Here is a 22543-nt window from a genome sequence, read left to right as displayed (position 1 = left end):
TCATCATTTGAAGTTTAATTTTTAATAGTTATTACTTTTTCAGTGGAGTCATCCACTATTTTTCTCCTTTTATTTTTACATTGGGCCTTTTTGTCCTAAAACTCAAAATTCAGGCCTAACGAAAAGTATGCCCCCTCTTTCCATTCCCGCTCCACATAATCGTTCCACATCCGGCCATCTTCAAAAACACGGGGATTTTCGTCTATTTTATTGGGCTTGTTATTGAGGTTTTCGTCTTTGTAAAACTGTATGGGGCTGTTCAGCAGGTTTTGGACACCGGCCTTGACACTGAAAGCTTTTGTTATCCTTTGGCTTAGGCTCAAGTCCAGCACATGCCGGCGTTGTTCGTACAGGCCACCATGTTGGGACCTTACGGGTGGAGCCGAATAAAGACGGGGACCGGTCAAATTGTAAACGACAGATGTCTTGGTACCACTGTCCCGGTGGTCAAAGTATAGGCCCGCATTTACGATATACGGTGATGTACCCTGCATGGGGCGATCGAACACGGCACCACCATACACACTCCCTACCTCCTCTTCTATCTTAACTTCACTTTTTAACCAAGAGGCATTTACAATCAGTGAAAAATATTCCATAAAGGGATCGATGAACCCCAGGTTTTTCCTTACCTCCGCTTCTATGCCATATACTTTAGCCTCGTCGGTATTCCCATATTTAAAGGCAGGGAAGTTCCACGATGAGTCCGAAACGTCGGAGCGTTCTATCGCATCTGTCAATCTCTTATAGAACCCACCTACGGCGATAAATTCCGATGGGCCAGGATATAATTCAAAGCGCAGGTCATAATTATCTATCGTGGCATCTTTCAACAAAATATTAGGGTAGATAATGCTGCCCATCTCAAAGTCGAAATAGTTGAAATTGGACTGCTCCCTGTACTGGGGGCGATCTACGGTTTTGCCATAACTGCCTTTAATTATCAACTCTTTCGAAAGGTGATATGCTACATTCATCGAAGGGAGCCAGTACTTTTGTATCCGATCGGGAGTTCTTTCATAAACCTGATGCCCATCAATAAAATCCACTACCACGGAATCCGGCCTTTGGTTTCCATTTTCATCATAAACAAAGCGCTCGTTCCATTCATAACGGACCCCTCCATTGACCACCAGCTTATTTCCAAGAAGCGGAAGCCCAATGGAAGCATAAAAAGCCCGTACCTCATCGTCGATGGAATATTTGCCCGGATCGGCGGACTGGACCAAAATCAGCCCTGTTCCGTCCTCGCTAAAATAATCTTCGTGTAAGTCCTTTATCAATCCGTCCCATGGGGCCTCATCCATGTTAGGGTAACTGTTCGGACCCGCGTTAGGGCCCTCCTCTATTTGGTAGCGCCCAGATGTGAATATCCGATCGTTCTCTTTCCAATAAACGCCTGCCTTAATCTTGAGCGGACCGCCCTCCTTATTTGTTTCATAAGTTCTTGTATAATCCATATGTGCACTCTTACCCTTCTCCTTGGTATGGAAATCAATACGGGCATTTTCCAGACCGCCAGGAAGATAAAACCATTGATTTCCATCTGACACACTGTTATTTGTGTAATTGAACCTTTGTAGGTCAGGGGTGTAGTCCTCAACTTGATTGATCCCTGCCGACCACTCGATCGAGTGCGAATCGAAGGCATGCGAACCTGCAAGTTGTAACTGGTATAGATCGCGACGTTGATATTCGTAAGAATATGTTTTTTGAGAATTATCATAACTGCCACCTATACCATTTCCCTGCCGAACGAGCACCTGGTCGTTCACCGAACGGTTAAAAAAACTGTTGAATGCGATACTGTGGTCATTACCGATCACCAGGTTTAGGTTTTCCATGGCGCTAAAGCGAAGTTTATCGAGGTAGATGGAATCGTTCGCCAGATACTTTCTTCCCCGAGTCCATTCCCCGGTTTCTTCATTGTGCTCAATGCTCTCTGCCTGTTCGGTATATTTTTTTTCGATGAATTGCCTTTCATTGGTATAGCTTAAGGCGGTAAGGTTGTTGAGGCGGATTCCACTGTCGGTCAATTTCCACGAATCGTAATAATTAAAGTTCGCGCGAACATCAAGATCATGGTGCTGTTTTTCGGGCAGGCGTACATCCGGTAGGCTTTTGCCCATTTCGGTCACTTCGCCCGGATATTGGCCAAAAGGGGGAAGGGTGTAGCTTGGGTCCCTCAACAGTGCGGGCAACTGCCTATCCTCTACCCCGCCACCGTACCAGTCCTTGCCACTGCCTTTATAGCCGATATGGTCCGTGAAACTGGAACCCTCCCGATATTGTGTGGAAACACCCATCTGGAACCTACGTGCGGTCGATGAGTTTTTGGTCTGGATCTTTACGACGCCGCCCCCGAAGTTACCAGGGAGCTCAGGGGACGGGCTTTTGTATACCATGATCCGATCGATGATTCCCGTAGGTAGCAGATTGAGGTTGAACGCCCTGGTGTCCATTTCGGCACTGGGAAGGGTCATTCCGTTGAGCATGGTCAGGTTGTAACGCTTGCTCATCCCCCGTACAATGACAAACTCATCCAATACACTTACCCCTGGCACACGTTTCACCACATCCCCTGCATCCCTGTCCATCGATTGGGCTATTTGAAAATTGGAGATCCCCGTCACGATACCCGAGGCCTCTTGGATGACCTTGACCAGGCTCTCCTCGGTGGAAGCCTCGATCGGGGAAACCTTTACATTGATATCGGCGGTGACCACCACCTCGTCCAGGGCATCGCCCCCCTGTACCATGGCCACCTCGATCTCGGTTCGGTTCCCCCCGATCACCCCGATGTGCTCCAGGCGCTGGGGCACAAAGCCCACATAGCGTACCAATAGGCTGTACTCTCCTTCGGGAAGGCCTTTGAGCTCGAACATCCCATCGAAATCGGTCACTGTCGCCCATTGGGAGCCCTCCACTTGTACCGTGGCCCCCATCAGGGGTTCGCCGGGATTATCGGCATCGTAGACCTTTCCCCCGATGGTCCCCCGAGACTGGGGAATCCTTATCGGTTTTGGCTTATAAAGGATTATGCTTTTTCCGTTCACTTCGTATTCAAGGCCTATTTGTGCCATCAGATAGGCAAGTACATCCCCCAATGGGCTATTGTCCACTTTTATGGAAATGTGCTTTCTAATGGACCTAATAAGTTCCGCATCATAGGCGAACCGATATCCTGTTTTTCTTTGGATGAGCTCCAGTACCTCTCTTGGGTCATTCCCTTCATATTCTAAACTCAACCTCACATTTTTGTCCACTTTGGTGTCATTGAAGCTCGCTGATGTTCGGGCGTTCACTCCCAGGGCCTGGATGCAAACCAGGGCCAAAATCAAAAATCTTTGCATTGTTTATTGGTTATTTAGTATCCGTAGTCGTTTTGATGGAATCTCTGGGCTGTCCCTATTTTGATGATCGAGTCATTGGGCTGTTCGATCGTAATTCCCATACTGAGCCCTATAGTGTGTAAGATTTCGGGAAGCTTTTGACGGTCAAAGACCCCAGTAAATTTTTTATTGGCCAAATCATCCTGTTTGTCCAACTGAACGGTCACCCCAAATTTCCGTTCCAAGCTTGAGGCCACCTCGGAAAGAGGCCTGGCCTCAAAAAATAGGATATCGTTCTTCCATCCATGGAAACGATCGACAGGGTTGTCGTGCGTCAGTTCCGGGATATCCCATCCTATACCAAAGGCCAGCTCATCCCCAGGTTTCAACAGGTAGTCCTTGTGGTCCGGGCCATTGGTCACCGGCCTGACACCCACTTTTCCGGTCACCACCCCTACGGACTGGCTTTCATCTGGATAGGCCCGCACTGAAAAACTGGTGCCCAACACTTGGGTGGCACTTTGGGCCGTATGTACGGTAAAAGGACTTTGTTCATTGCGCGTCACCTCAAAAAAGGCTTCCCCGTCCAATGCCACGTTCCGACCCTTTCTTCCATAGTTGTCACTATACCGCAATGTGGTTTCCGAATTGAGCCAAACATGGGTGCTGTCGGGAAGGTAGACTTCCTTGATCTCCCCGATGCCGGCATAAAGAACTGTTTCGGTACCCTTCGAGGGTCCTGTGATATCCGTTCCCCAATAGAGGTAGGCCCCTATGCCGAACAGGACCAAAACAGTCGCCGCTGTGCCCAAGGCATATCGTGTAAAACTCAGGTAGTGCGTTTTTGATTGATTCAATTGGGCCTCGATACGGTTCCACATGCGGTTTCTGATCCCAAACCATCTCCCTACTTCAAAAAGATTCCCCTCATTTCGTCGATAGGTATTGAACCATTCATCCAATCTATCCCTTTCATTACGATCGGCACGTCCGGTCAACAGGCGCCGAATCAGAATGGCTATACTTTTTTGGTTGTTTGTCTCTTTTGACATTTTTACGGTTTCGTATGATATTCTATTTATATGTGCCGGAAAAAGAGAAAATGGGGGATATGGAACACATTAATAAAACAGAAATTTTATGTTAATTAAAAGTTACTTGGAAAGACATTCTTTGTGGTTCCATCGATATAATCCCAAAATTTCCATTGGGGCAGTATTAAAAAAAGGAGGGGATGGTATATTCCTGTTCTGTACAAACAAACCGAAAAAGCCTGTCCATCAAAGTCCAATAGGTCAAAAGGAATGGGGATGAAAACCTTCGCTTAATACAAAGTTAATATCAGACAATCAATACATTGCGGAAATCGTTCTATTTTTGAACCGCTTTTTAAGTTTGTTCACATCAAGAAAAGCAGCATATCGATTATTGATTATGGACGACGGATGGAAGAAAAGTGTTCCAGGATTCAGATCCTTTTTTGAAAAGCACGCGAAACGACTTTATTATACTGCATGTCGCCACTTGTCACCGGAAAATGCCGAGGACGTGGTACAGGAACTCTTTATAGATATTTGGGAGCGCAGACAGTCCATCAAGGTCCGTACCTCTTGGGAAGGCTATCTGTATGCCGCCTTGAAATACCGTATATTCCGTTTTTTGGACCAACAGAATGCGCTGAACGTGGAGTTGTCGGAAGCTGTACTGGAAGCTGGTACCGAGGAGGAAATCCTTGATTTTGAGGCCCTGTACCTGATGTTGGAGGATTCCGTGGACAAACTTCCCGAACAGTGTGGAAAAGTGTTCCGGGCCAAATATTATGGCAATAAAAAGAACAAGGAGATTGCCAAGGAACTGGGCATTTCGATAGAGACTGTAAAGTCCCATCTGAAAAGGGGACATATGTTGCTCAGGGAACAGATGCGGGATGCTTTGGCCAATTTCTTGTTTTTTTAAGTCAAATAAATGGTGGCCATGTCCCTTTTTATTTTCATACACTCAGGCTATTATGGGGCCATATTGCGCACAATAGTACCTCGAAACCTTCCTTCAGTAATTCGCAGAAAATATTCGATGCTCTTTCCGCCCTGTGCCTCGGGAAACAGTTCGATGGCAAAAGTGCCGGTCACCGTCCCATTAGCCTCATTATAGGAATCTATGCTGAATGTGGCCTTTTCAGGTTCCCGTAGCGTGTATTCGTCCACAATAACATCACCACCGAGTGTATCATAGTAAAGGGCCTTTTCCTTTTTCAAGGTATAGTCGCCCTCACCATCGAATTTCATTTTGACCATCAATATACCATTGTCCAATCCTTCCCCTATCGCCAAAAACGTGAGGGTGTCGTTTGCTGTCAGCTGTAGGTCGATCGTCCCTGTCCAGGCATCGTCGTTCTTTTGGGCGGTAAAGGTGTTGGCGGCCAAGGGGGGGGGTATGGAATCGTTATCAGAATCACATCCGAGGAACATTGGAATGGTCAGTAATAAAAGAAATATGGGTCTCATGGGTCTTTTTCTTTAAGATGAAAGGTGCCATAAAGGTTGCTTCTTTCTCGATTTGGTTACCTCTGGGAGCATCCTATTTAGTGGGCAAATCTGTCCTGAAAATCTTTAACCAGTGGATCAAAGGTATGGAATTACCAAGGCATCTAGGACCAGGCATTGGGGATTCCCGTGCTTGATCAAACCATTCATTTCATCGAATTGAAGGCGGTTTATTTGCACGGGTATCACTATCCCTTTTGTTTCGGCATCAGATATCCATCCCATGTGACGGGTACATTGACTTTACAAGATTGGTTTTTCCAACATATGGCAGCCTGCCGTCCCGTAACTGGAAAAGCGAATTCATTTACCCGGGTCAGTTGTCGGGGGCGAGCTGTTTTTTTCCTGTTTGAATTTTACTCCTGCCTTTGTGCACAATGCGATAATTTCCAAAAGCGTTTTTTTGCCGCAGTTCCTAAAATCACCTATGGCCCGTAACGATAGTTTACCGATATCCGAAACTTTAAGATCATTGTTCGTTATGGGAAATATAGGTCGTACCCCAAATGCTTTTGAATTGTTATAGAGCACGTTTTGTGTCCGTACACTTAGGTGGCAATCCCTTATAAAAGAATCCTTGTCTATTTTTGGCCCATTCTTCATATCCTTATAAAATTAAGAATATATGCCCAATAAGGGAATGAGCTATCATTAATGGTCATCCCCTTGTCTATCTAACTACTTTTAACACAGGAACGTAATGTGACTTTGGATTTGTTTCCTGTTCAGGAATAACCTTTGCTTCTGTGCCTTCTCCGCGGCCATCCAATTTGGTACGAAGTGCTGCCATGTCTTGACTGATCTTTTGTTCGATGACCCTGGCATATCTTTTCGTGGTGGACAATTTGGTGTGACTCAATAGTTTTGATACGGTCTCTATCGGCACTCCGTTGGTTAGGGTAATGGTGGTTGCAAAGGTATGGCGTGCGGAATGGAAGGTAAGATGCTTATCAATCCCTGCCTTTTAGGCCAAGGTCTTTATATCTCTATTTACGGTTTGGTTGGTGGGAATGGGGAGCAGTTCACCGGAACGGGCAACCTTTGGATTTCCTTCATACGCTTTGAGGATTTCCTGTGCTTTCCCTAATAGCAGTACTTTTACTGGCACTCTTGTCTTTTGACGGGATACATTGATCCAATCTTCCCCGTCGATTCCCTGTACAATGTGCTGTGGCTTCAATTGTTTGATTTCTATATAACTTAATCCTGTATAGCAGGCAAATAGGAACATATCCAATGTTAGTGCTAACCTTTTGTTCCTAAGCCTGAATTTTTCAAGGGTTCCAAGTTCGCTTTCTTCCAAAAAGGCAGCTTCCTTTGCCCTGAATTTCAATTGATACCGCTTGAAGGGATTGTGTGATACCCATTCGAACTTATGGGCAAGTCCCATCATTTTTTGGAACCTTTCCATGTGTTTCATGGCCCCGTTGTGGCCCAGGGATCACTGCTCTTGGTCCCTTCCCATTGGAACAGGACCCGATCCATCGAATCGTCGGGGTCGGAACAGGCAAACCATGGGAGCATCAGCCCAAGGGCCATCACTGGACCATATTGCTTTACTTTCATGATATCCATTTATCTTTTACCCAAAAAACGAGACTTTGGGCAAAGGGTTGTCTCTTGGCATTTTATCTTATGGTTAAGCCCTGATTATGGAAACCTTAATCCAATGTCCGATCAGGAAAGGCGCAGTCCATGTCATTCCCAATGCCACCAAGACCTCCCAAAATTCTGTCCCTGATAGGATGATTTAATCTTTAGTTTACAACAGCCTCCATCCAAAAAAATAATTTTACACCTCTAATCACATAATGACCTTTACATTTATATCATGGCCAACACCCATAAGGTTTCCCTTTTTTCCTATCTGATAATCATAGTGGTCATCTGTGGAGCCTATACCGTGAAGTACAGTGCAAATACACTGGAATACCAACAATCCAAGGAAAAATGGTTCTTCAAAGCCATATCCGGATATCCGATGTCCATTACCTTTGAACCCCTTGTCCTTTTTGAAAATGGGGACTATGTGGAAGTGGGCATGGAACCTATTGAATCCCTCAACAGGACTGTCTCCAAGAGTAATCGGCCAAAAGCTTGGGGAAAATGGGAATTGAAAGGAGACCGTTATTACCTGACCAACCACAAGGGAAAAACAAACGATTATGGATTGGGGTCCGGGAACTGGTTTCCCGCCTTTCCTTACCAGACCAATTTGAAATTGGCCAGGAGCTATAAGAACACCTGTTCCACGGATGTAGGGTATGGGAATACCCTGACCATCTCGAAGATTACGTTCATTGATGGCGAACACTTTTTGGAAGGGGAAAACATGGGTGCCCTTTCGCCCAATGCAGCTGCTTGGAAAAAAAGTGGCCATACAGGAACGTACCATATTGAAGACCATACCATCACATTAAACTTTTCGGATGGCAAACAGGAAAAGCGTTCCTTCGCCATCAGCGCAAAGGGAAATCCGGCTGTCCCTAACCCCAAGATGATCTTTATCGGAGGGGATGCCTATCTCGCTGAGGAATGAAACAAAAACAATCCAATATATTTTTTAAAACCAATGAAAAACAACCTTTCTATTTTGACCCTATCAGTATTGACGTTCTGCCTATATTCTTGTGATGAAGGTGGAGAAGGCGACAACGACAATAATGATGACAACGGATTTGACACGGAGATTGTGGGAGAATCCGGTATTTTGGAAAACTTGAACACCACAAACCTTGATACATCCAGTTTTCCTTGGTATTATCAGGACGATATCAACGAAACCGGGTGTATTTTTTCTGAGCTGACCAATGGAAAACTGAAAAGATGGGATATCGAAAATGAGGGTTTGATACCCGTAAAAATTGGTGCCGTGCCCTTTGCTACAGATGCCTTGGACGCCATCGAGGATAAATTGGGAATGACCTTGTTCGATAGGACGAGCATCTCCAATACGCCCAATGAAAATGTTTCAAGGGGACTGATCTTTAGCGAGGGGACCGCTTCCGGGCCAAATCCATCCACTGATTGTGGACATGTTTCTGCAGGTGTTGGGACGTTCAGTTACCCCTATGAAGGAGAGGACACGGAATACTCGTCTGAAAATATATATTTTGAATATGATAATGAAGGAAACATCATAGGCCATGACAATCCGATGGTGGGCCTGGCCTATGACGAGGCTGGTAATGCTGTGGGCAACATTTTGGAGGATACCCCTTTTATTTTCGACGACAATGGATTGGTTATCGGTGTCAAGGCAGAAGATGAAGAGCTGATCAAGGACATCAACGGGAAGGCCATTTGTACCATACTGTACAACAAGACCCTGTTTGATTCAGATGGAATGGCCATAGGGGCAAATGCATGGATCAGTGGGAGCCACGAAGACCGGGATGCCTACCTGATCAAATACCGTGTGGTCGAAGATCCCTTCTATGATGCAACGGGCCGTATCAATACCGTACTATATGTACATATCGGCTCTTCGGCCTGTGAAAGTGAGATCGATCTGGACTTGGTCGTACACGAGACCGGGCATGCCCTTGGACTGGGAGCACATTTTGAGGGATTTGGCTATGGTCCCGCAGTGGACGGTAACTTCTGGAACGTCCTCAATACCCTGTACCACAATCCCATTGGGAGCGATGAAAGCTCCATGGACATCCGTCAGATCGAGTTTTAGGTCCAAAGGAAAAAAATATGGAATTCCAACAAGCCTATTTGCCCCCCTGTTGGGTTTGTTTCAAGGTCCTGACAAACTGTTTCAGGTTCTCATGGGAATAACTCAAACGGCCATTTACCATGATCACGGGGGTGCCCACTTGGTTGCCGATGACGCCTTGTTCCCTGAGCTTGTCCCACATATAGGCACCATATTCGGGATGTTGGGTGAAATTGAGCAGGGTAAAGTCCACCTTGTTCTGTACCAGATAATCCGTCGCATAGGCACATCGTGTACAACCATCTCTACTGAAGACCACGATGCCCTGTTCAAACTTTTTGAAATCCTCGGGGTCGTAGAGCTTGGCCGGCATAAGCACCTGGTTGTAGCCATAGACATAACCTACAGGTCCCCCTATCTTTTTGAGCTCGGCCACCAATAAGGTCTTTTGAGGCTCCACTAGCTTTACGATGGGTTGCCCATCATATTCCAATCCCCTGATCTCACTGAGTTCAAATGTAATCTCAACAGGTTCATCCAAAGTATTTTTCGCCTTGAAAACCACATGGTCCGCGGTTTCCTCTTCAAGAATCTCCACGGCCATCTGTTGTGAGTAGGACAAAAGAGCGGACATAAGAAATACAAAATGGACAAAAAAGGTTTTCATATCGGATTGGTTTCAATAAGGTTGACACAAATTTGTTGCTTGATAAAGCACTGGAGTAAATTATTAAAAAAACAAATGCCTCAAGTTTACCATAATGTAAAGGATATTTTCCCGTGCATCTGATCTGACATGTATATCACGCATTTTCAGATGGAAAATTATCCGGTGAAAATCGGATATATTACTGCCTTGCCTTCGTTTAGTGCGATATGGCCAATTTGCTATTATGGCGTACCCCACCATGCTTCTAAAGATTCACTCGTATACCTTCGGGGGCTTGACCGAACCCCATTCCCGAACGGGGCTATCCGGGTCTCTTCCCCATCATCTGCCCAAGGGGGCAAGATATGGGACCGAATTGACGGCCCACTAGCAAATCCTGTACTTGGACAAGACCACATCCATGTCCTCCACCAGTTTCCTATCTACGACCTTGGCATAGATCTGGGTGGTCTTTATACTGGTGTGGCCCAACATCTTGCTTACGGATTCTATGGGCACGCCGTTGGCCAGGGTCACAGTGGTGGCGAAGGTATGCCGCGATAGATGGAAAGTGATCCTTTTGTTGATGCCGCACTGTTCGGCGATGTCAGTCAGGTATTCGTTTAACTTTTGGTTGCTCATTACGGGCAATATCAGGTTGTCCTTGGATCTGGCATGGAATTCCCCGTATTTTTCCATAATCTGTAACGGTATGGGAAGTAGTGGTACACTACTCTTGGTCTTGGTCTTTTTCCTTTGGGTCTTGATCCATTGTTGTCCGCGAATATCCAATACAATATCAAGGGATGAGAGTTTCTTGACATCGGCATAGGATAGCCCAGTAAAACAACAGAACAGGAATATGTCTCTGACCCGATCCAGTTTTTTGTTCTTGAACTCTTTTTCCTTAAGGGCATTGAGTTCAGGTTCTGTCAGGACTTCACGTTCGGTGGGCTTCCATTTGGCCTTCCAGTGAAAAAAGGGGTCCTTGTTGATCCAATTGTGGGCATAGGCGATACGGACAATCTTTTTGAAATTGGTGATATATTTTGTAATCGTGTTCCTTCCCCCTGCCTTGGTGACCTTCAGATGGTGCTCGAACCTATGGATGAATGCCAAATCGACCTTTTTCATCGGGATGTCCTGTTCGTCGTATTCCTTTTGTATGAACTTTCGCAAATGCTCCTTGGTCCTGTTATGTTGGTAGTATCTCCCCATGGAATATTCCTTTCCGACCAGTTCGAGAATCTCATCGTTGTGCTCTTGGTACAGGACTAGGAGCATTTTTTGCCGCTTTCCCTTTCCCGAAAATTCATTTCTGATGGTCTCGGCGGAAAAGGGTTTCCCCTTGGTGGTCAGTTTGCCGTGGATCTCGAACAGCTTGTGCCGAATCTCTTCTAGGTACCTATTGGTCTCCATTGCCAACTGACCGCTTCCCTTTACCTTGCCCGCGTTTGGGTTCCATTGGTTGGGATTTACCTTTCGTTGGACACTCATTTCAGCTCGCTTCGCACCTACAGTAATTCGGAGATGAATGGTGGCTCTTTCATCGCTATTGGACCTGCTTTTCCTGATGTAGAACAGGATGGAGAACGATTTTTTCATGGTTTTCTGCCTTTGTTTCGACTTCAATGTTGTTTTTATTGCTGCACTAAAAACTGATATTCAGTTTTTTAACACTGTATCGACACACTTTTTGCGGATTTGGCAATGCCAAAAAGTGTACACCGGATTGTACACCGGATTGCTCACCAATCCCTTTGTTTGCGTTTGGGACCAAATAGGGGCAATGAAAATAAAAAAGCCCTAAATCATTGATAACTAGGGCTTTTTGGACTCATATTGAAGTATGATGTGATCGCGATAGGATTCGAACCCCATCCGCCAACCCTTATGTTTATTGAGTTTTACCTTGCTTATGCTTTGTAACTAACCGAATTACAGACCACGTATTGTAATCTAACTTCGTATGACGCAAAACTAACCATTTAATATTAATTTAGTTAAGCATAGTACCTAGATTTGGCACAACAGTCTTGAAGAACTGTCAATTATCGTTGGATTTGGAATGAATCAAAGACAAATATGATCAGAAAAAAGAGGAAACATATATAGTTCTAAAGTTTTTCATACATGTTTCTCTCTTTATCTATTTCAAAATTCGACATGCAACAAACTATAATAAGTACAGAAAACCATACTCATTTGACTAATATTTGATGTTGTTCGTCTTTTCCATTATCATCCGTAATTTTCAAGAAGTATATCCCACTACGTAGATTAGAAACATTGATTTTAATTTCAGAAGTACTACCACGGATTTTTTCGTCAATAACTAGTTTTCCCGTTTGACTAAAAACTTTAACATTTGCATTATTGTATTGGATATTGTCAAAATTTGAATTTTCATATTTTTTTGACTTTTTAGGAATAAAAGTTAGGTCATCTTTTCCAGACTCAGAATTATTTATTGTAATTTCCGATGTACTTGGATTTGGATAAACAACGCTCTTATGCCCACCTCCACCACTACAATCTTCATAATAACTTTTGGAGTCGGATCCTCCTCCGCTACTAACAACTGAAATTATTGAGTTTCCTCCTTGACATCTATACCTGTAAGAAAAGGATGGATTTGTAGTGGTTGCAATAAGTGTGCTATTGACATACCATTTGTAGGGGGAACTACCACCAATGACAGAGGCTGAAATATACATTTCAAAATCCGACTCGAGATAATTGATAACTAAATCCACATCTTCGGGGTAAAACCTCCTTCCTGACATATAACTCTTATTTGTGCCAGTGGGATCCAGGTAATCCCTTACCCGACGCCTTATGGAATATGGGTTGTCCCACATGGAGCTAAACCTTCCAAACTTTGCAATTTGACTCTGGGGATTGGTGCAATTTGTTGTTGTGCTAGAAGAAAGCACGCCCAAAATCCTTTTGTTTGCTGATATCAATGGAGATCCCGAAGAGCCCGGCTGAACCACAGAATATCCATTAGTGGTGCCAATCCAGGAAACATCCCAGTTTGCCGGCGCATAACCTATTTGACTAGGAATAGGAGTCACGGTATATGTCGCTATTTTTTTCACATCTACACGTGGGTGGTGAATCACCACTCCCCCTGCGGGAGGATTTTGTGTTCTGTCCCATCCATTGAAATAAGTATTAAACCCTTTTTGAGCGGGCGATTCAGAAAGCCGCAGCAATCCAAAATCGGTGTTCAAATTATCTGAATTGTCATCATTAGCCACTAAGGTGGCCCCAAAGGTTGATTGAAGTGTTGGTTGGATGGGGCTATTGGCACATCCCGGTTGTTCATAGTTCCAATAAAATATCCAACCCGAGGCATTGGGGTTACTTACTGCGTCCTTGTTTCCCAGACAATGGTCTGCTGTCAGAAAATAGGGTATTCCATTTTGTGATGTGTTATTGACAAGACTCCCAGTACAAAATGTTATACCATTGAAAAAAACTGCAACTCCTTGCTTTTCATTTTGCCAGTTATTTCCTTCTGAGCAATTGATATTGACTTGGCAAGGCCCTGAGGTATTCAAGTTAGGGTCACGGTTGGTAACATCAGTTGCACTTGCCTTAGCGAGTTCAAGCTCTTTTTTAATATTTACCGCCTTTATTCCATGATTTATCTCTGATATTTCTATAATAATTTCACCTTTCACTCCTTTGGATTGAAAATACTCCAAAATAACTTCGTCATCACTGATTATTCCACTTGCATAACTTCCCGGGCTATCAAAATCTCCTTGATTATTAGCCTCTGTAAATCCTCCAAGCATTTCTGATCTGTCATTATTGTATATATGGATTAGTCCACCAGGAGGTATGTGGAATTTACCAAAAACTATATTTAAAAATTTAGCGCCTGGACTTTTTAATTTTATGCGCCAAATTTTAGCCCCATTTTTTAAAGTGGTCCAAACACCTGAGTTACTTGGCGAATAGTTTAATGTTTGCGTTACAGCGTAACGGTCAACATACTCTAGACGAGAATCTAGTTTATCATCACTTAGGGTTTGTGAAATTGTTTTTGAAAAGAATACAACTTTAGAGTGCTTTTCAACGTCATCGTCTAATTTATAAATATCAGAATAGGGTTTGAAAATGTCTTGTCCAAAACTAAGTGTAGAATAACAAAACAGGAATGCTAAGGTAAATAATCTCATGGCTAACGTGTTTTAAGTTAATTAAAGGTTTTTTGGGGGACACAAATTGAATTTATTATCTACGGATTAAAACCATATCCTTATTTTCATTGTAACTTAGTCTCAAGGTTTCAGACGAAACTGAAAATTCCATGATGATTTCCAGACTATTTGGGTCTCTCGCCGCTTCCAGAGCTTCATAGAACATAATCCCCCAATCTGTTTCGCTAACCAATGTCGTGGCAAAATTTGTAATGATCAATTTCTCTTGTTCAGTAGTGAAGTTCCCATTGATTTCATTGCTCGTTGTAGTCGCATGAAAATCCAAATTCTCCAAAAAATTGAGGATAATGGGAGTCTCTCCTGTCTGTGGTTCAACAATGTTAGTGCCATCAGAATTTTGGAAGCGAATTAATTCCCATCTATCTATCAATTTAGATTGCAAATTTAGATTAGAGTTACCATCATCATCCCCACAAGAGAATAAGAGGAAAAGAATGAAAAAAAATAAAGTGTTATAAAATCGCATGTCGCTGAATATTTGATAATTTAAAGTTATTTTTTTAGCGAATATTCTGGGTTTTATGTAGGTGAAATAATTGTTATCAAAATTGTAGATTCTAAATTCTGAGTTTAGGGAATAAGGTATCTTACCCTCTTAGACGTGATGTCTGAAAGAATTTCGGCTTTTTCTTTTAAAATTAACCGGTAAAGTAAATTCCGATGCTTCAGCGCACTTTCGGTAGAATGGTATATAATTGAAAAGACCGAGCATACAATTCTTTCAAGAGTGTTCAGTGATATTGAAATTGTAAACAAGAATGAAAACTTTAAGACCATCAAATGAGACCATTTGATACTTTATGGATCTACCATAAAAAATATAGAAATAGATTATAGAGTTTTTAATGACGAAGAACACTTGATTAAGTGATATTTTTAATAAGATTCTATTTCAGAAAATATAAAGGAAAGCTTACACTTTGCTTTCATCGTTTATTTGAACTTTATAATAGATTCATATATCCAGCCACTACCAAACAGACAATGAAGAGAACAAACCAAAACAAAATTCCTAGTGTCTGAACTTCGGAAGCTTGTTTTGCCTTTTTATCAAATCCGTATTTCTCAAATCGCTGATATTCTGAATCCGTATAATGATCATTTCGCCATTTTGGCCTTGGAGTGATAAACGGTAATATGAAAAATGACAACCACTCTTCTCTTGTTAAGGATTCATCCTTTCGATTTTCTTTAAATTCAAGATACTTCAAATATTCTGATTCTGTAGTTTGAAGCTCCTCATCCGTTAATTTCCTTTTCTCCAATTCCGCCTGAGCATTAACCACTAAAGCTTTATTCTGACTGTTTTTAATCACATTTAATAACTCTACATTGGTATATCTATAGATTTTCTTGTCAGACATTAAAAGTTGGATTTATTGGATTTGCTCATCGTTTATTTGAACTTTTTCATTCATGAAACCATGAATATACTACTTCAGAAATATCTCTGCTTTGAGATTCAGTCACATCTAATCCATAGGTGCTAATTAATTCACTTGTAATAATCCTATTAACCTTAGCCAAATCACAATCATTTTGTAATTGTCTAAGAAGGTGCTCACTTAACCTTACGAATGAATCATTTTTCCCAGACGGCATAACATTGGTTTGATAGATAATTTTACTAAGCTTTCGGATGTTATGATCGTCCAAGTACTTCATCGTTTATTTGAACTTAGTTAAATGAATTAATAAAATAGATTATAACCGATTCCCAGACTTAACTCTTGAAATGAGCTTAATTTATAATATTTCAGGAATATCAAAAATCGTTTAAAACTTCCTTGAATTTTACCTTGATACTCAATATTATCTTTATAAATCGAGATTTTGCTTACTAATTCTGGATATAGAGGTCTTCCAAATGAAGTTCCAAATCCAATTAACAAACCTGAAGATTTATAATTTCTTGAATTACCTATATTATTAATTTCTAGATGACTATAACCCGCTATAAAACTGATTCTTGAAAGATTAAAATCCGTTTCAAAAGAATAGGTGTTGTTCTTAAGTTCATTGTCAAATTTAAAATCTCGGTAGCTAGCCCTGAAATCAATATCAAATTCACAATTTGATATTGAATGTTTGAACTCTAAGCTACCTTCTTGGAAAACATTTTCTTTCGAATTTGTCTGATAGCTATAACTGGCTTCCAATACCCCTCCAAAATAAATGTATGGGGAGGCAATATCAATTTGTCCACCAATTGGATTGTTTATTAGTCCAGACTGCCCATAAATTCTAATCCTGTTTGAATCAAAAAAATCTTTGTTGCAATCCCATTTCGTTGTTACTATAATTTTATTTTCTCCTTTAAGGCTATATTCTTTGGTTACCATTCCAACAAATGAAAAAACCAAGATTGCATTAGGGTCTGAAACTTCAATCGAAAATTGACCGTCGAAGTCTGTTTGAGCTCCATTTTCAGTGCCCTTTTCTTTTACGATTACACCAGGGATTGAATCATTATCGGTTTTAGATATTACAACCCCAGATACTTTGAATTGACTCCAACTCAAAATTGGAACTAAAAACAAGGCGAATATCAGATGCTTTCTATTCATTTTTTTTGGTGATTACTGCACAACTTGTTTATAGAGATGTATTTATCATCTTTTATTGGAATCCAAAATATTGTTTGCATCCTCTAAATCAAAGTCAAAATCAGTGTAAGGTTATTTTGGATGAGTAAGAGCAATCGTTTATTTGAACTTATAATTATTGGTTGAATATTGGCCTCCCAAAAAAACGGTAGAAATCAATATGGCAAAATGTGGCATATAAGTAGGCCAAGCACCTAGTAAAATTCTTGCTAGAATATATATTGCTAAAACATTTAACCCACAAATCAACACTGTAAAAGTCCATTGAAAAAAAGTTCCGTTCTTGATGCTAAGTTTAATTGAAATATAAATTTCAATCAGTGCGATTATTATCGGAAGATATCCCCAAAATATTGCTTCAAGATCCATCTATCGTTTATTTGAACTTTAATTTTGTTTTTATCATGAAATCCAGGTTCCAACAATCTCATCGATTACCCATCCACCGACATCATTTCTTTTGATGAAAATTCTAAACCCACTTCCATTTAACCTTCCCCTAGTATAGCCACCACTAAGAACGCCATATTCATTTTTCTCATCAAATAATATTGGGCTAAAACTTATGGTAAAAGCTATATAGTAGTCATAATCAGTTCTCCAGATTTCAGATCCTGGCGGAAATTCAGAACTATACTTGAATTTTAGCTTTTTCTTGTTTGCATTTAACTTGCTTAAATCAATTTTGAACCGATCATCTAATTCTATGTTTCTTGAATCCAGAACTATTTTATGTGGTTTAAAATGATTTATTAGTTCATAGAAATCTTCTCTATCATAGTCACTTAAAGAATCCGAAACAACAATATAGACAGCGGAGGTGTCCTTTTGAATTTCCTCTTTTCTGATTTTCCAATTCTCTATTGCCTTTTTATATTGAAGAGAATCAAATTTAATTTCCGTTCCGTTTGAATCAATATAGGATGGTGGTGGAGGTGGCGGTGGAGTTAAGCGTTTATCGAAGTAAATCGAATCAATAATAGAAGGAAATATTTCATAGAAGACAGCCTGTTCAAATTCTTTTGATGAGACCTTTTCTCCATTACAATTCCATAAAAAAAATGTGAGGATTGATAAGGTAAAAACTGAAGTAAGCTTAATTCTCATTGGAATCGTTTACTTGAACTTTGGCAACAGTCGTGCGTATGGTACGTTTCCCGAAAGGTACGTGCTATATACAGTGTAGGCGCAATTACTTTCATTTTATGTTATTGTCTTTCATAAGTTTATCAAGAGCATCACCTCCCCAGTCTTTCCTTAAATTCTTGTTTTTCTTTACAGTTTTTAGTATTCTTTGATTAACATCAGAATCTTCATAAGCAATAAGAGCTTGGGCCGCTTTGAGATAAATGTGAGCATTCCACTCTGTTTCAAGTCGGTCAAAGAGTGGTTCAATGAATGATTTATCCTTGAGTTCAGCAGTTTTGTCTGCAAAAATTGGAAATAGATTCACGTTTGCTTCTTCAATATTCTTTCTTATTACTTCAAATCCAAATTCCTTATCTTGTTTTAAGGCAAGGTCAAGCATTGTCGATGTAAGGTTTTCAGATGCGTCAAAATCATTAAAGTTCAGACTGATATTCGCACTATAAAGTCCGTCAGTGTTTTTCAGGCTTTCTTTTGTCAGCTCAAATGTCTTTTCTGGATTTGTGCTTGATAAATACTTAAAAACGTCAGGGTTTATTCTTTTTTCCTCAGTCCAAAGTTTCCAGAACAAGTCCTCATAGATTGGGTCTTTGAATTCTCGGAGTGCACTAAAAACAAAGTCGATGTGATACTTTCTGATATTGTTGTGCTTAACTTGGGTAAATGGTACGAGAAGTAACTCTTTTGCTTTGTCATTCTTGTAGCTAGCAATTGCCTTATATAGTTCTCGCCACTCGGTACTAAAGTGCGTATTGTCAAGTGTCTTTTCAAGATTCTTTTCAAGAAGTGGAAAAAAGTCAGAATGAGGGAATTGGCTTATTGCTTTATATGTATAGAAGAAACCTCCTTCGTCAAATTTGCTTTTCGTCTTATTATTTTGAATCAGTTCAATATCCTGCTCCTTTTGGTATTTGGCCAATGTCACCAAAGCCGTTTGGTCATTTTCCTTGACAACCAATTCTCTGATTTTAGGGTACAGACTTTCGGTAGGCTCTGCTCTGTTGATTGCTGCTGATTTGGCACTCAGGTTATTTGGAGTGTAAATGAGAATACTGTCAAGAGTTGCGAACTGGACAGAGTCAAGTTTTTTGGAGTCAAGGTCAATGCGCCCTAGGGTAACGACATTGATGAAAAAGTCTCCGACAGATTCTCCACTGACAATGCAGCCGAACTGTGTATTTACGAATTTACTGTCGTTTATGTGGTTAAGCACAATTGGATACGGGTCAACGGAATGGTCATACGATAATGCCCAAAATGCATAGGAACGAACTGTCGGATTTGGATGACTTGTCAATTCCTTTAATTCGTCTGAAGTGGCCATTGATTTAAGCTTCATGAAATTGTCGTACTGTTCGGGTCGCACCCCTGCAAAACCTACGGCACTGCTCATAACCATGTTTATTTCTTCAATGTCTTGGGCAATTTTATTTGTCTCTTTTGAAATTTTGGACTTATCAAACTTTGTCTGCCCGTAAATGGTCAGTGTCAATAACAGAAATAATATTATCGTCCAGTTTCTCATTTTTTGTATTTGTGCCAACTTGTATATAAGAAGGTAAAATACTTCAATATACCATCAAACAGGAATAAATTCGATGTATTGATTCATCTTTTATATGATCTCAACTTTCCTGAAAGTCCCCTATGCCGTAAATACTTGTAATAGGTGGCTCTTGAAATGTTCAATCGTTCACATATCTCTGTAACGGTCAACACCCCGTCATTGAAATACTCCTCACAAAGTACAGCTTTTTGTTGATTTTTCTTACTTAATCCCCTTGGTGCACCTAATATCTTTCCTCTTCTCCTTGCTGATTCCAAGCCTGCTTTGGTCCGTTCAATAATGATGTCCCTTTCCAATTGTGCCAATGCGGCAAATATGTTGATGATAAACTCCGAATGTGAAGACTTCTCCGTAGTATCTATGAAAGGTTCGGTAATACTCCTGAAACGAACGCCCTTTCCTTTTAACTTTGTCATTAGATTGGTAAAATGAATCAGGCTCCTTGCCAACCGATCAAGTTTCCAGACCACAATAGTATCTCCGTCCCTTACATATTTTAAAAGTTTGCTCAAACTCTTCCGTACTTCCTTGGTACTTGATACCTTGTCCGTGTAAATGTTCTTTTGTGGAATCCCTTCCTTGAGGAGTGCATCCAATTGTAGGTCCAAACTTTGTTCCATCGTACTCACCCGTGCATATCCAAAAACCATAACCGAAAGTTTAAATAAACGGTAGAATGTAAACTATTTATTTAGTACGGGGAAATGAACTTTAACAAACCAGTGGGCTCGTTTAACAATGAAAGTTCAATAAAACGGTGCCTTAAAAACCACCATTATTAATCTAATATCGATATCAAAGCGAGCGCAACGAAGTGGAGTGCTGCAAGCCCCAAATCTTGCCAAACTAACCTTACTGAGCAAGGCAATTTTATCCATTAATCCGATATACTCTTCTCATCATTTGAGGTGATCCAATGGTCTGTTGGCCTCAGTTTTGTAACGTTCCAATCTCCATTCCGATATTTTAAGCTTTAGATTACTTTTCCAAAGGCCCAATTTTGTTTTTTAGTGAAATTGCGTCAATTTTTTCGTCAAAAATTCCCAGTGTTTCTAGGGGTTCCCAAAGGGTTTACTGTAGATTTTGGAAAAGTCTACTGTAGCCCCTGATTTTGAACATTATTCCAAAATATATTCAATTAACTGGTTTTCAACTTGTTGAAGACCCGAAAACAACAGTGATGGCGCAATTTGCGCATCACCCTCTTGCTATTCCCTTAGTTTAGCGCTGGCCATTTACATAGAGCTTTTCCTTTAAGATGATCGTTGCTCAAATGACGGTCGTCTTTAACTCGGGAATACCCTCGGTGACCGTAAGTGGCCACCGACCGATAAAGGAGGATTAAGCGCAAGAAAAGTCCAGGACTTATGCTTTTCAAATCCTTTTATCGGTCATCTCTGAACGGCATCAGATGGAAATACAGGCTTCAAGGCCTATTGTCCAGGGTTTCGATATGGTTCAGATATCATTACATCAACATCCCTATGTATAGGACCGGAACATATATCGCCGTCCATTGAGAAGGAATCGGGTATTGCCTACCTTGGAACCTCAATGATATTGGACGGCAACCAGACCGATAAAGACGTATTAATTGCTATTCAAAGTTCAGGACTTATAAGGTAGGATTAAATGCTTTATCGGTCATCTTCTGGGCCTGCATCATATGGAAATTCAGGCTTGAAGGCCTATTATCAGGGATTGGATAATCGTTCAGTTGTCGGTTGTGCCTAATTCATGGATCTCTCATTTTTTAAACTTTTTTATCATGGAAAAATCTGACTTCAAGTATTTTGTTGGCGTGGACATATCCAAAAAGTCCTTTGACATCGCCATTATCGAAGGGGACGACACGGCCTCGTTCGTGTTCGACAATTCACAAAAGGGCACCAGAGCGTTCATAAGGCTGCTCAAGAACAGGGGCATACCCTTGGAAAGCACCCTGGTCTGTCTGGAACATACCGGGATATACGGCAGGCTGGTCATCGCAAGGCTGCTGGAAAAACAGGTCAATTTCTGCGTCGAGATGTCGTTGAGGATCACACGTAGCCTGGGGATACAACGCGGAAAGAACGATAGGCTGGACGCCATCCGGATCGCACGGTACGCCGCCAAGAACCACAACGAGATGGAACTGTACAGACCTGTCCCGGAGATCCTGGAAAAGGTCAATGCCCTGCTCAAGGTAAGGGACCAACTGGTCAGGTTCAGGGCCGACCTGGGCAAACATCCCAATGAACTCAAGACCTTTGACCCGGAACTTGGAAAACATCAAAGGCACATCAGGAAGACGACCAAGTGCCTCAACGACGAGATACGCCGCATGGAGGGCGAGATAGAGGCTCTTGTGCTCTCCGATGAAAGGCTGAACACCACGGTGCGACTGGCGACCTCCGTGACGGGGATAGGTATGTTCACGGCACTATACTTCACCATCTTCACCAATTTTTTCACCAGGTACGAAACTCCCAAACAGCTTGCCTGCTACTGTGGTGTGGTGCCCTTCGAGCACACCTCCGGTTCCAGTATCCAGAAACGCTCCAGGGTGCACCATATGGCCAACAAGACGATGAAAAAACAGTTGCACATGTGCGCACTTGCCGCAGTCAGGCACGATCCGGAACTGAAGGCCTATTATGAAAGAAAGGCCGAGGAGGGAAAGAACAAAATGCTTGTCCTCAACAATGTCCGAAACAAGCTTGTCCTTAGGGTGTGTGCCGTGGTAAAACGGCAGAGGCCCTATCAAAAAAGTGTCGCTTGATACCGATATCATCGAATTGTTCACTTTGTTCATTTTTGAC

General features: G+C 41.7%; 22 protein-coding genes. 5 read left to right on the top strand and 17 right to left on the bottom strand.

The window, feature by feature from the left end; translation table 11 throughout:
• Positions 1-95: 95 nt before the first annotated feature.
• A complete protein-coding gene (locus GVT53_RS05115; protein ID WP_166247737.1) occupies positions 96-3353 on the bottom strand; it encodes a TonB-dependent receptor in 3258 nt (1085 codons plus the stop codon).
• 14 nt (positions 3354-3367) lie between these two features.
• Positions 3368-4384 (bottom strand): FecR family protein, encoded by a 1017-nt coding sequence (locus tag GVT53_RS05110; protein ID WP_166247736.1) that lies wholly within the window; start codon positions 4382-4384, stop codon positions 3368-3370.
• A 325-nt stretch (positions 4385-4709) separates the two neighbouring features.
• Here GVT53_RS05110 and GVT53_RS05105 point away from each other — a divergent pair, with 325 nt between their 5' ends.
• On the top strand, positions 4710-5288 hold the full coding sequence (locus GVT53_RS05105; RefSeq protein WP_166247735.1) for a sigma-70 family RNA polymerase sigma factor: 579 nt from the start codon (positions 4710-4712) through the stop codon (positions 5286-5288).
• 50 nt (positions 5289-5338) lie between these two features.
• Here GVT53_RS05105 and GVT53_RS05100 read toward each other — a convergent pair whose 3' ends face one another.
• From GVT53_RS05100 to GVT53_RS05080, 5 genes are all read right to left on the bottom strand, one after another.
• Positions 5339-5836, bottom strand: a complete 498-nt coding sequence (locus GVT53_RS05100) for a hypothetical protein (RefSeq protein ID WP_166247734.1) — start codon at positions 5834-5836, stop codon at positions 5339-5341.
• Between the two features lie 342 nt (positions 5837-6178).
• Positions 6179-6478 carry a hypothetical protein gene (locus tag GVT53_RS05095; RefSeq protein WP_166247733.1) on the bottom strand — a complete coding sequence of 100 codons (300 nt, stop codon included), beginning with the start codon at positions 6476-6478 and terminating at the stop codon, positions 6179-6181.
• Positions 6479-6545: 67 nt separating this feature from the next.
• On the bottom strand, positions 6546-6779 hold the full coding sequence (locus GVT53_RS05090) for a site-specific integrase (RefSeq protein ID WP_240905215.1): 234 nt from the start codon (positions 6777-6779) through the stop codon (positions 6546-6548).
• A 60-nt stretch (positions 6780-6839) separates the two neighbouring features.
• Positions 6840-7295: a site-specific integrase gene (locus GVT53_RS05085; RefSeq protein ID WP_166247732.1), complete on the bottom strand. Its 456-nt coding sequence runs from the start codon at positions 7293-7295 to the stop codon at positions 6840-6842.
• A complete protein-coding gene (locus GVT53_RS05080; protein ID WP_166247731.1) occupies positions 7292-7441 on the bottom strand; it encodes a hypothetical protein in 150 nt (49 codons plus the stop codon). Before GVT53_RS05080 ends, GVT53_RS05085 begins: the two co-directional genes overlap by 4 nt.
• 265 nt (positions 7442-7706) lie before the next feature.
• On the opposite strand from GVT53_RS05080, the gene GVT53_RS05075 reads away from it, so the two are divergent.
• Both GVT53_RS05075 and GVT53_RS05070 read left to right on the top strand, forming a co-directional pair.
• Positions 7707-8414 (top strand): hypothetical protein, encoded by a 708-nt coding sequence (locus GVT53_RS05075; protein WP_166247730.1) that lies wholly within the window; start codon positions 7707-7709, stop codon positions 8412-8414.
• A 33-nt stretch (positions 8415-8447) separates the two neighbouring features.
• A complete protein-coding gene (locus GVT53_RS05070) occupies positions 8448-9560 on the top strand; it encodes a hypothetical protein (protein WP_166247729.1) in 1113 nt (370 codons plus the stop codon).
• 34 nt (positions 9561-9594) lie between these two features.
• Here GVT53_RS05070 and GVT53_RS05065 read toward each other — a convergent pair whose 3' ends face one another.
• Positions 9595-10206, bottom strand: coding sequence for a glutaredoxin (locus GVT53_RS05065; protein ID WP_166247728.1), 612 nt, complete (start codon positions 10204-10206; stop codon positions 9595-9597).
• A 226-nt stretch (positions 10207-10432) separates the two neighbouring features.
• Between GVT53_RS05065 and GVT53_RS05060 the strand changes: the two genes are divergently transcribed.
• A complete protein-coding gene (locus GVT53_RS05060; RefSeq protein ID WP_166247727.1) occupies positions 10433-10579 on the top strand; it encodes a hypothetical protein in 147 nt (48 codons plus the stop codon).
• Here the strand turns inward: GVT53_RS05060 and GVT53_RS05055 are convergent.
• The 9 genes from GVT53_RS05055 to GVT53_RS05015 all read right to left on the bottom strand — a co-directional run bounded on the left by GVT53_RS05055 (position 10576) and on the right by GVT53_RS05015 (position 20392).
• A complete protein-coding gene (locus GVT53_RS05055) occupies positions 10576-11793 on the bottom strand; it encodes a site-specific integrase (protein ID WP_166247726.1) in 1218 nt (405 codons plus the stop codon). The two genes, GVT53_RS05060 and GVT53_RS05055, sit on opposite strands and share 4 nt — an antisense overlap.
• Positions 11794-12389: 596 nt before the next feature.
• Positions 12390-14381, bottom strand: a complete 1992-nt coding sequence (locus GVT53_RS05050; RefSeq protein ID WP_166247725.1) for a T9SS type A sorting domain-containing protein — start codon at positions 14379-14381, stop codon at positions 12390-12392.
• 55 nt (positions 14382-14436) lie between these two features.
• On the bottom strand, positions 14437-14889 hold the full coding sequence (locus tag GVT53_RS05045; RefSeq protein ID WP_166247724.1) for an META domain-containing protein: 453 nt from the start codon (positions 14887-14889) through the stop codon (positions 14437-14439).
• Positions 14890-15367: 478 nt separating this feature from the next.
• Complete coding sequence (locus GVT53_RS05040; RefSeq protein WP_166247723.1) at positions 15368-15787, bottom strand: hypothetical protein; 420 nt, start codon at positions 15785-15787, stop codon at positions 15368-15370.
• A gap of 327 nt (positions 15788-16114) precedes the next feature.
• On the bottom strand, positions 16115-16990 hold the full coding sequence (locus tag GVT53_RS05035; protein WP_166247722.1) for a carboxypeptidase-like regulatory domain-containing protein: 876 nt from the start codon (positions 16988-16990) through the stop codon (positions 16115-16117).
• Positions 16991-17128: 138 nt separating this feature from the next.
• Positions 17129-17398, bottom strand: a complete 270-nt coding sequence (locus GVT53_RS05030; RefSeq protein WP_166247721.1) for a hypothetical protein — start codon at positions 17396-17398, stop codon at positions 17129-17131.
• Positions 17399-17431: 33 nt separating this feature from the next.
• Positions 17432-18136, bottom strand: coding sequence for a hypothetical protein (locus GVT53_RS05025; RefSeq protein ID WP_166247720.1), 705 nt, complete (start codon positions 18134-18136; stop codon positions 17432-17434).
• A 91-nt stretch (positions 18137-18227) separates the two neighbouring features.
• The gene (locus GVT53_RS05020) at positions 18228-19700 is read right to left on the bottom strand and encodes a hypothetical protein (protein WP_166247719.1); all 1473 of its coding nucleotides are present in this window, start codon (positions 19698-19700) and stop codon (positions 18228-18230) included.
• Between the two features lie 83 nt (positions 19701-19783).
• On the bottom strand, positions 19784-20392 hold the full coding sequence (locus tag GVT53_RS05015; RefSeq protein WP_166247718.1) for a recombinase family protein: 609 nt from the start codon (positions 20390-20392) through the stop codon (positions 19784-19786).
• A gap of 1118 nt (positions 20393-21510) precedes the next feature.
• Here GVT53_RS05015 and GVT53_RS05010 point away from each other — a divergent pair.
• On the top strand, positions 21511-22503 hold the full coding sequence (locus GVT53_RS05010; RefSeq protein WP_166247717.1) for an IS110 family RNA-guided transposase: 993 nt from the start codon (positions 21511-21513) through the stop codon (positions 22501-22503).
• Positions 22504-22543 lie beyond the last annotated feature (40 nt).

The sequence above is a fragment of the Flagellimonas oceani genome (assembly GCF_011068285.1).
Taxonomy (GTDB): Bacteria; Bacteroidota; Bacteroidia; order Flavobacteriales; family Flavobacteriaceae; genus Flagellimonas; species Flagellimonas oceani.
The sequence above is the reverse complement of the archived record's forward strand: the minus strand, read 5'-3'. Positions and strand labels throughout refer to the sequence as shown.

Excerpts from the sequence above, each read along its gene's own strand:
- GVT53_RS05110 (WP_166247736.1), bottom strand. The coding sequence starts at position 4,384 with ATGTCAAAAGAGACAAACAACCAAAAAAGTATAGCCATTCTGATTCGG.
- GVT53_RS05055 (WP_166247726.1), bottom strand. The coding sequence starts at position 11,793 with ATGAAAAAATCGTTCTCCATCCTGTTCTACATCAGGAAAAGCAGGTCC.
- GVT53_RS05080 (WP_166247731.1), bottom strand. The coding sequence starts at position 7,441 with ATGAAAGTAAAGCAATATGGTCCAGTGATGGCCCTTGGGCTGATGCTC.
- GVT53_RS05065 (WP_166247728.1), bottom strand. The coding sequence starts at position 10,206 with ATGAAAACCTTTTTTGTCCATTTTGTATTTCTTATGTCCGCTCTTTTG.
- GVT53_RS05070 (WP_166247729.1), top strand. The coding sequence starts at position 8,448 with ATGAAAAACAACCTTTCTATTTTGACCCTATCAGTATTGACGTTCTGC.
- GVT53_RS05060 (WP_166247727.1), top strand. The coding sequence starts at position 10,433 with ATGGCGTACCCCACCATGCTTCTAAAGATTCACTCGTATACCTTCGGG.
- GVT53_RS05115 (WP_166247737.1), bottom strand. The coding sequence starts at position 3,353 with ATGCAAAGATTTTTGATTTTGGCCCTGGTTTGCATCCAGGCCCTGGGA.
- GVT53_RS05045 (WP_166247724.1), bottom strand. The coding sequence starts at position 14,889 with ATGCGATTTTATAACACTTTATTTTTTTTCATTCTTTTCCTCTTATTC.
- GVT53_RS05050 (WP_166247725.1), bottom strand. The coding sequence starts at position 14,381 with ATGAGATTATTTACCTTAGCATTCCTGTTTTGTTATTCTACACTTAGT.
- GVT53_RS05015 (WP_166247718.1), bottom strand. The coding sequence starts at position 20,392 with ATGGTTTTTGGATATGCACGGGTGAGTACGATGGAACAAAGTTTGGAC.
- GVT53_RS05095 (WP_166247733.1), bottom strand. The coding sequence starts at position 6,478 with ATGAAGAATGGGCCAAAAATAGACAAGGATTCTTTTATAAGGGATTGC.
- GVT53_RS05010 (WP_166247717.1), top strand. The coding sequence starts at position 21,511 with ATGGAAAAATCTGACTTCAAGTATTTTGTTGGCGTGGACATATCCAAA.
- GVT53_RS05040 (WP_166247723.1), bottom strand. The coding sequence starts at position 15,787 with ATGTCTGACAAGAAAATCTATAGATATACCAATGTAGAGTTATTAAAT.
- GVT53_RS05075 (WP_166247730.1), top strand. The coding sequence starts at position 7,707 with ATGGCCAACACCCATAAGGTTTCCCTTTTTTCCTATCTGATAATCATA.
- GVT53_RS05025 (WP_166247720.1), bottom strand. The coding sequence starts at position 18,136 with ATGAGAATTAAGCTTACTTCAGTTTTTACCTTATCAATCCTCACATTT.
- GVT53_RS05020 (WP_166247719.1), bottom strand. The coding sequence starts at position 19,700 with ATGAGAAACTGGACGATAATATTATTTCTGTTATTGACACTGACCATT.
- GVT53_RS05100 (WP_166247734.1), bottom strand. The coding sequence starts at position 5,836 with ATGAGACCCATATTTCTTTTATTACTGACCATTCCAATGTTCCTCGGA.
- GVT53_RS05085 (WP_166247732.1), bottom strand. The coding sequence starts at position 7,295 with ATGAAACACATGGAAAGGTTCCAAAAAATGATGGGACTTGCCCATAAG.
- GVT53_RS05035 (WP_166247722.1), bottom strand. The coding sequence starts at position 16,990 with ATGAATAGAAAGCATCTGATATTCGCCTTGTTTTTAGTTCCAATTTTG.
- GVT53_RS05030 (WP_166247721.1), bottom strand. The coding sequence starts at position 17,398 with ATGGATCTTGAAGCAATATTTTGGGGATATCTTCCGATAATAATCGCA.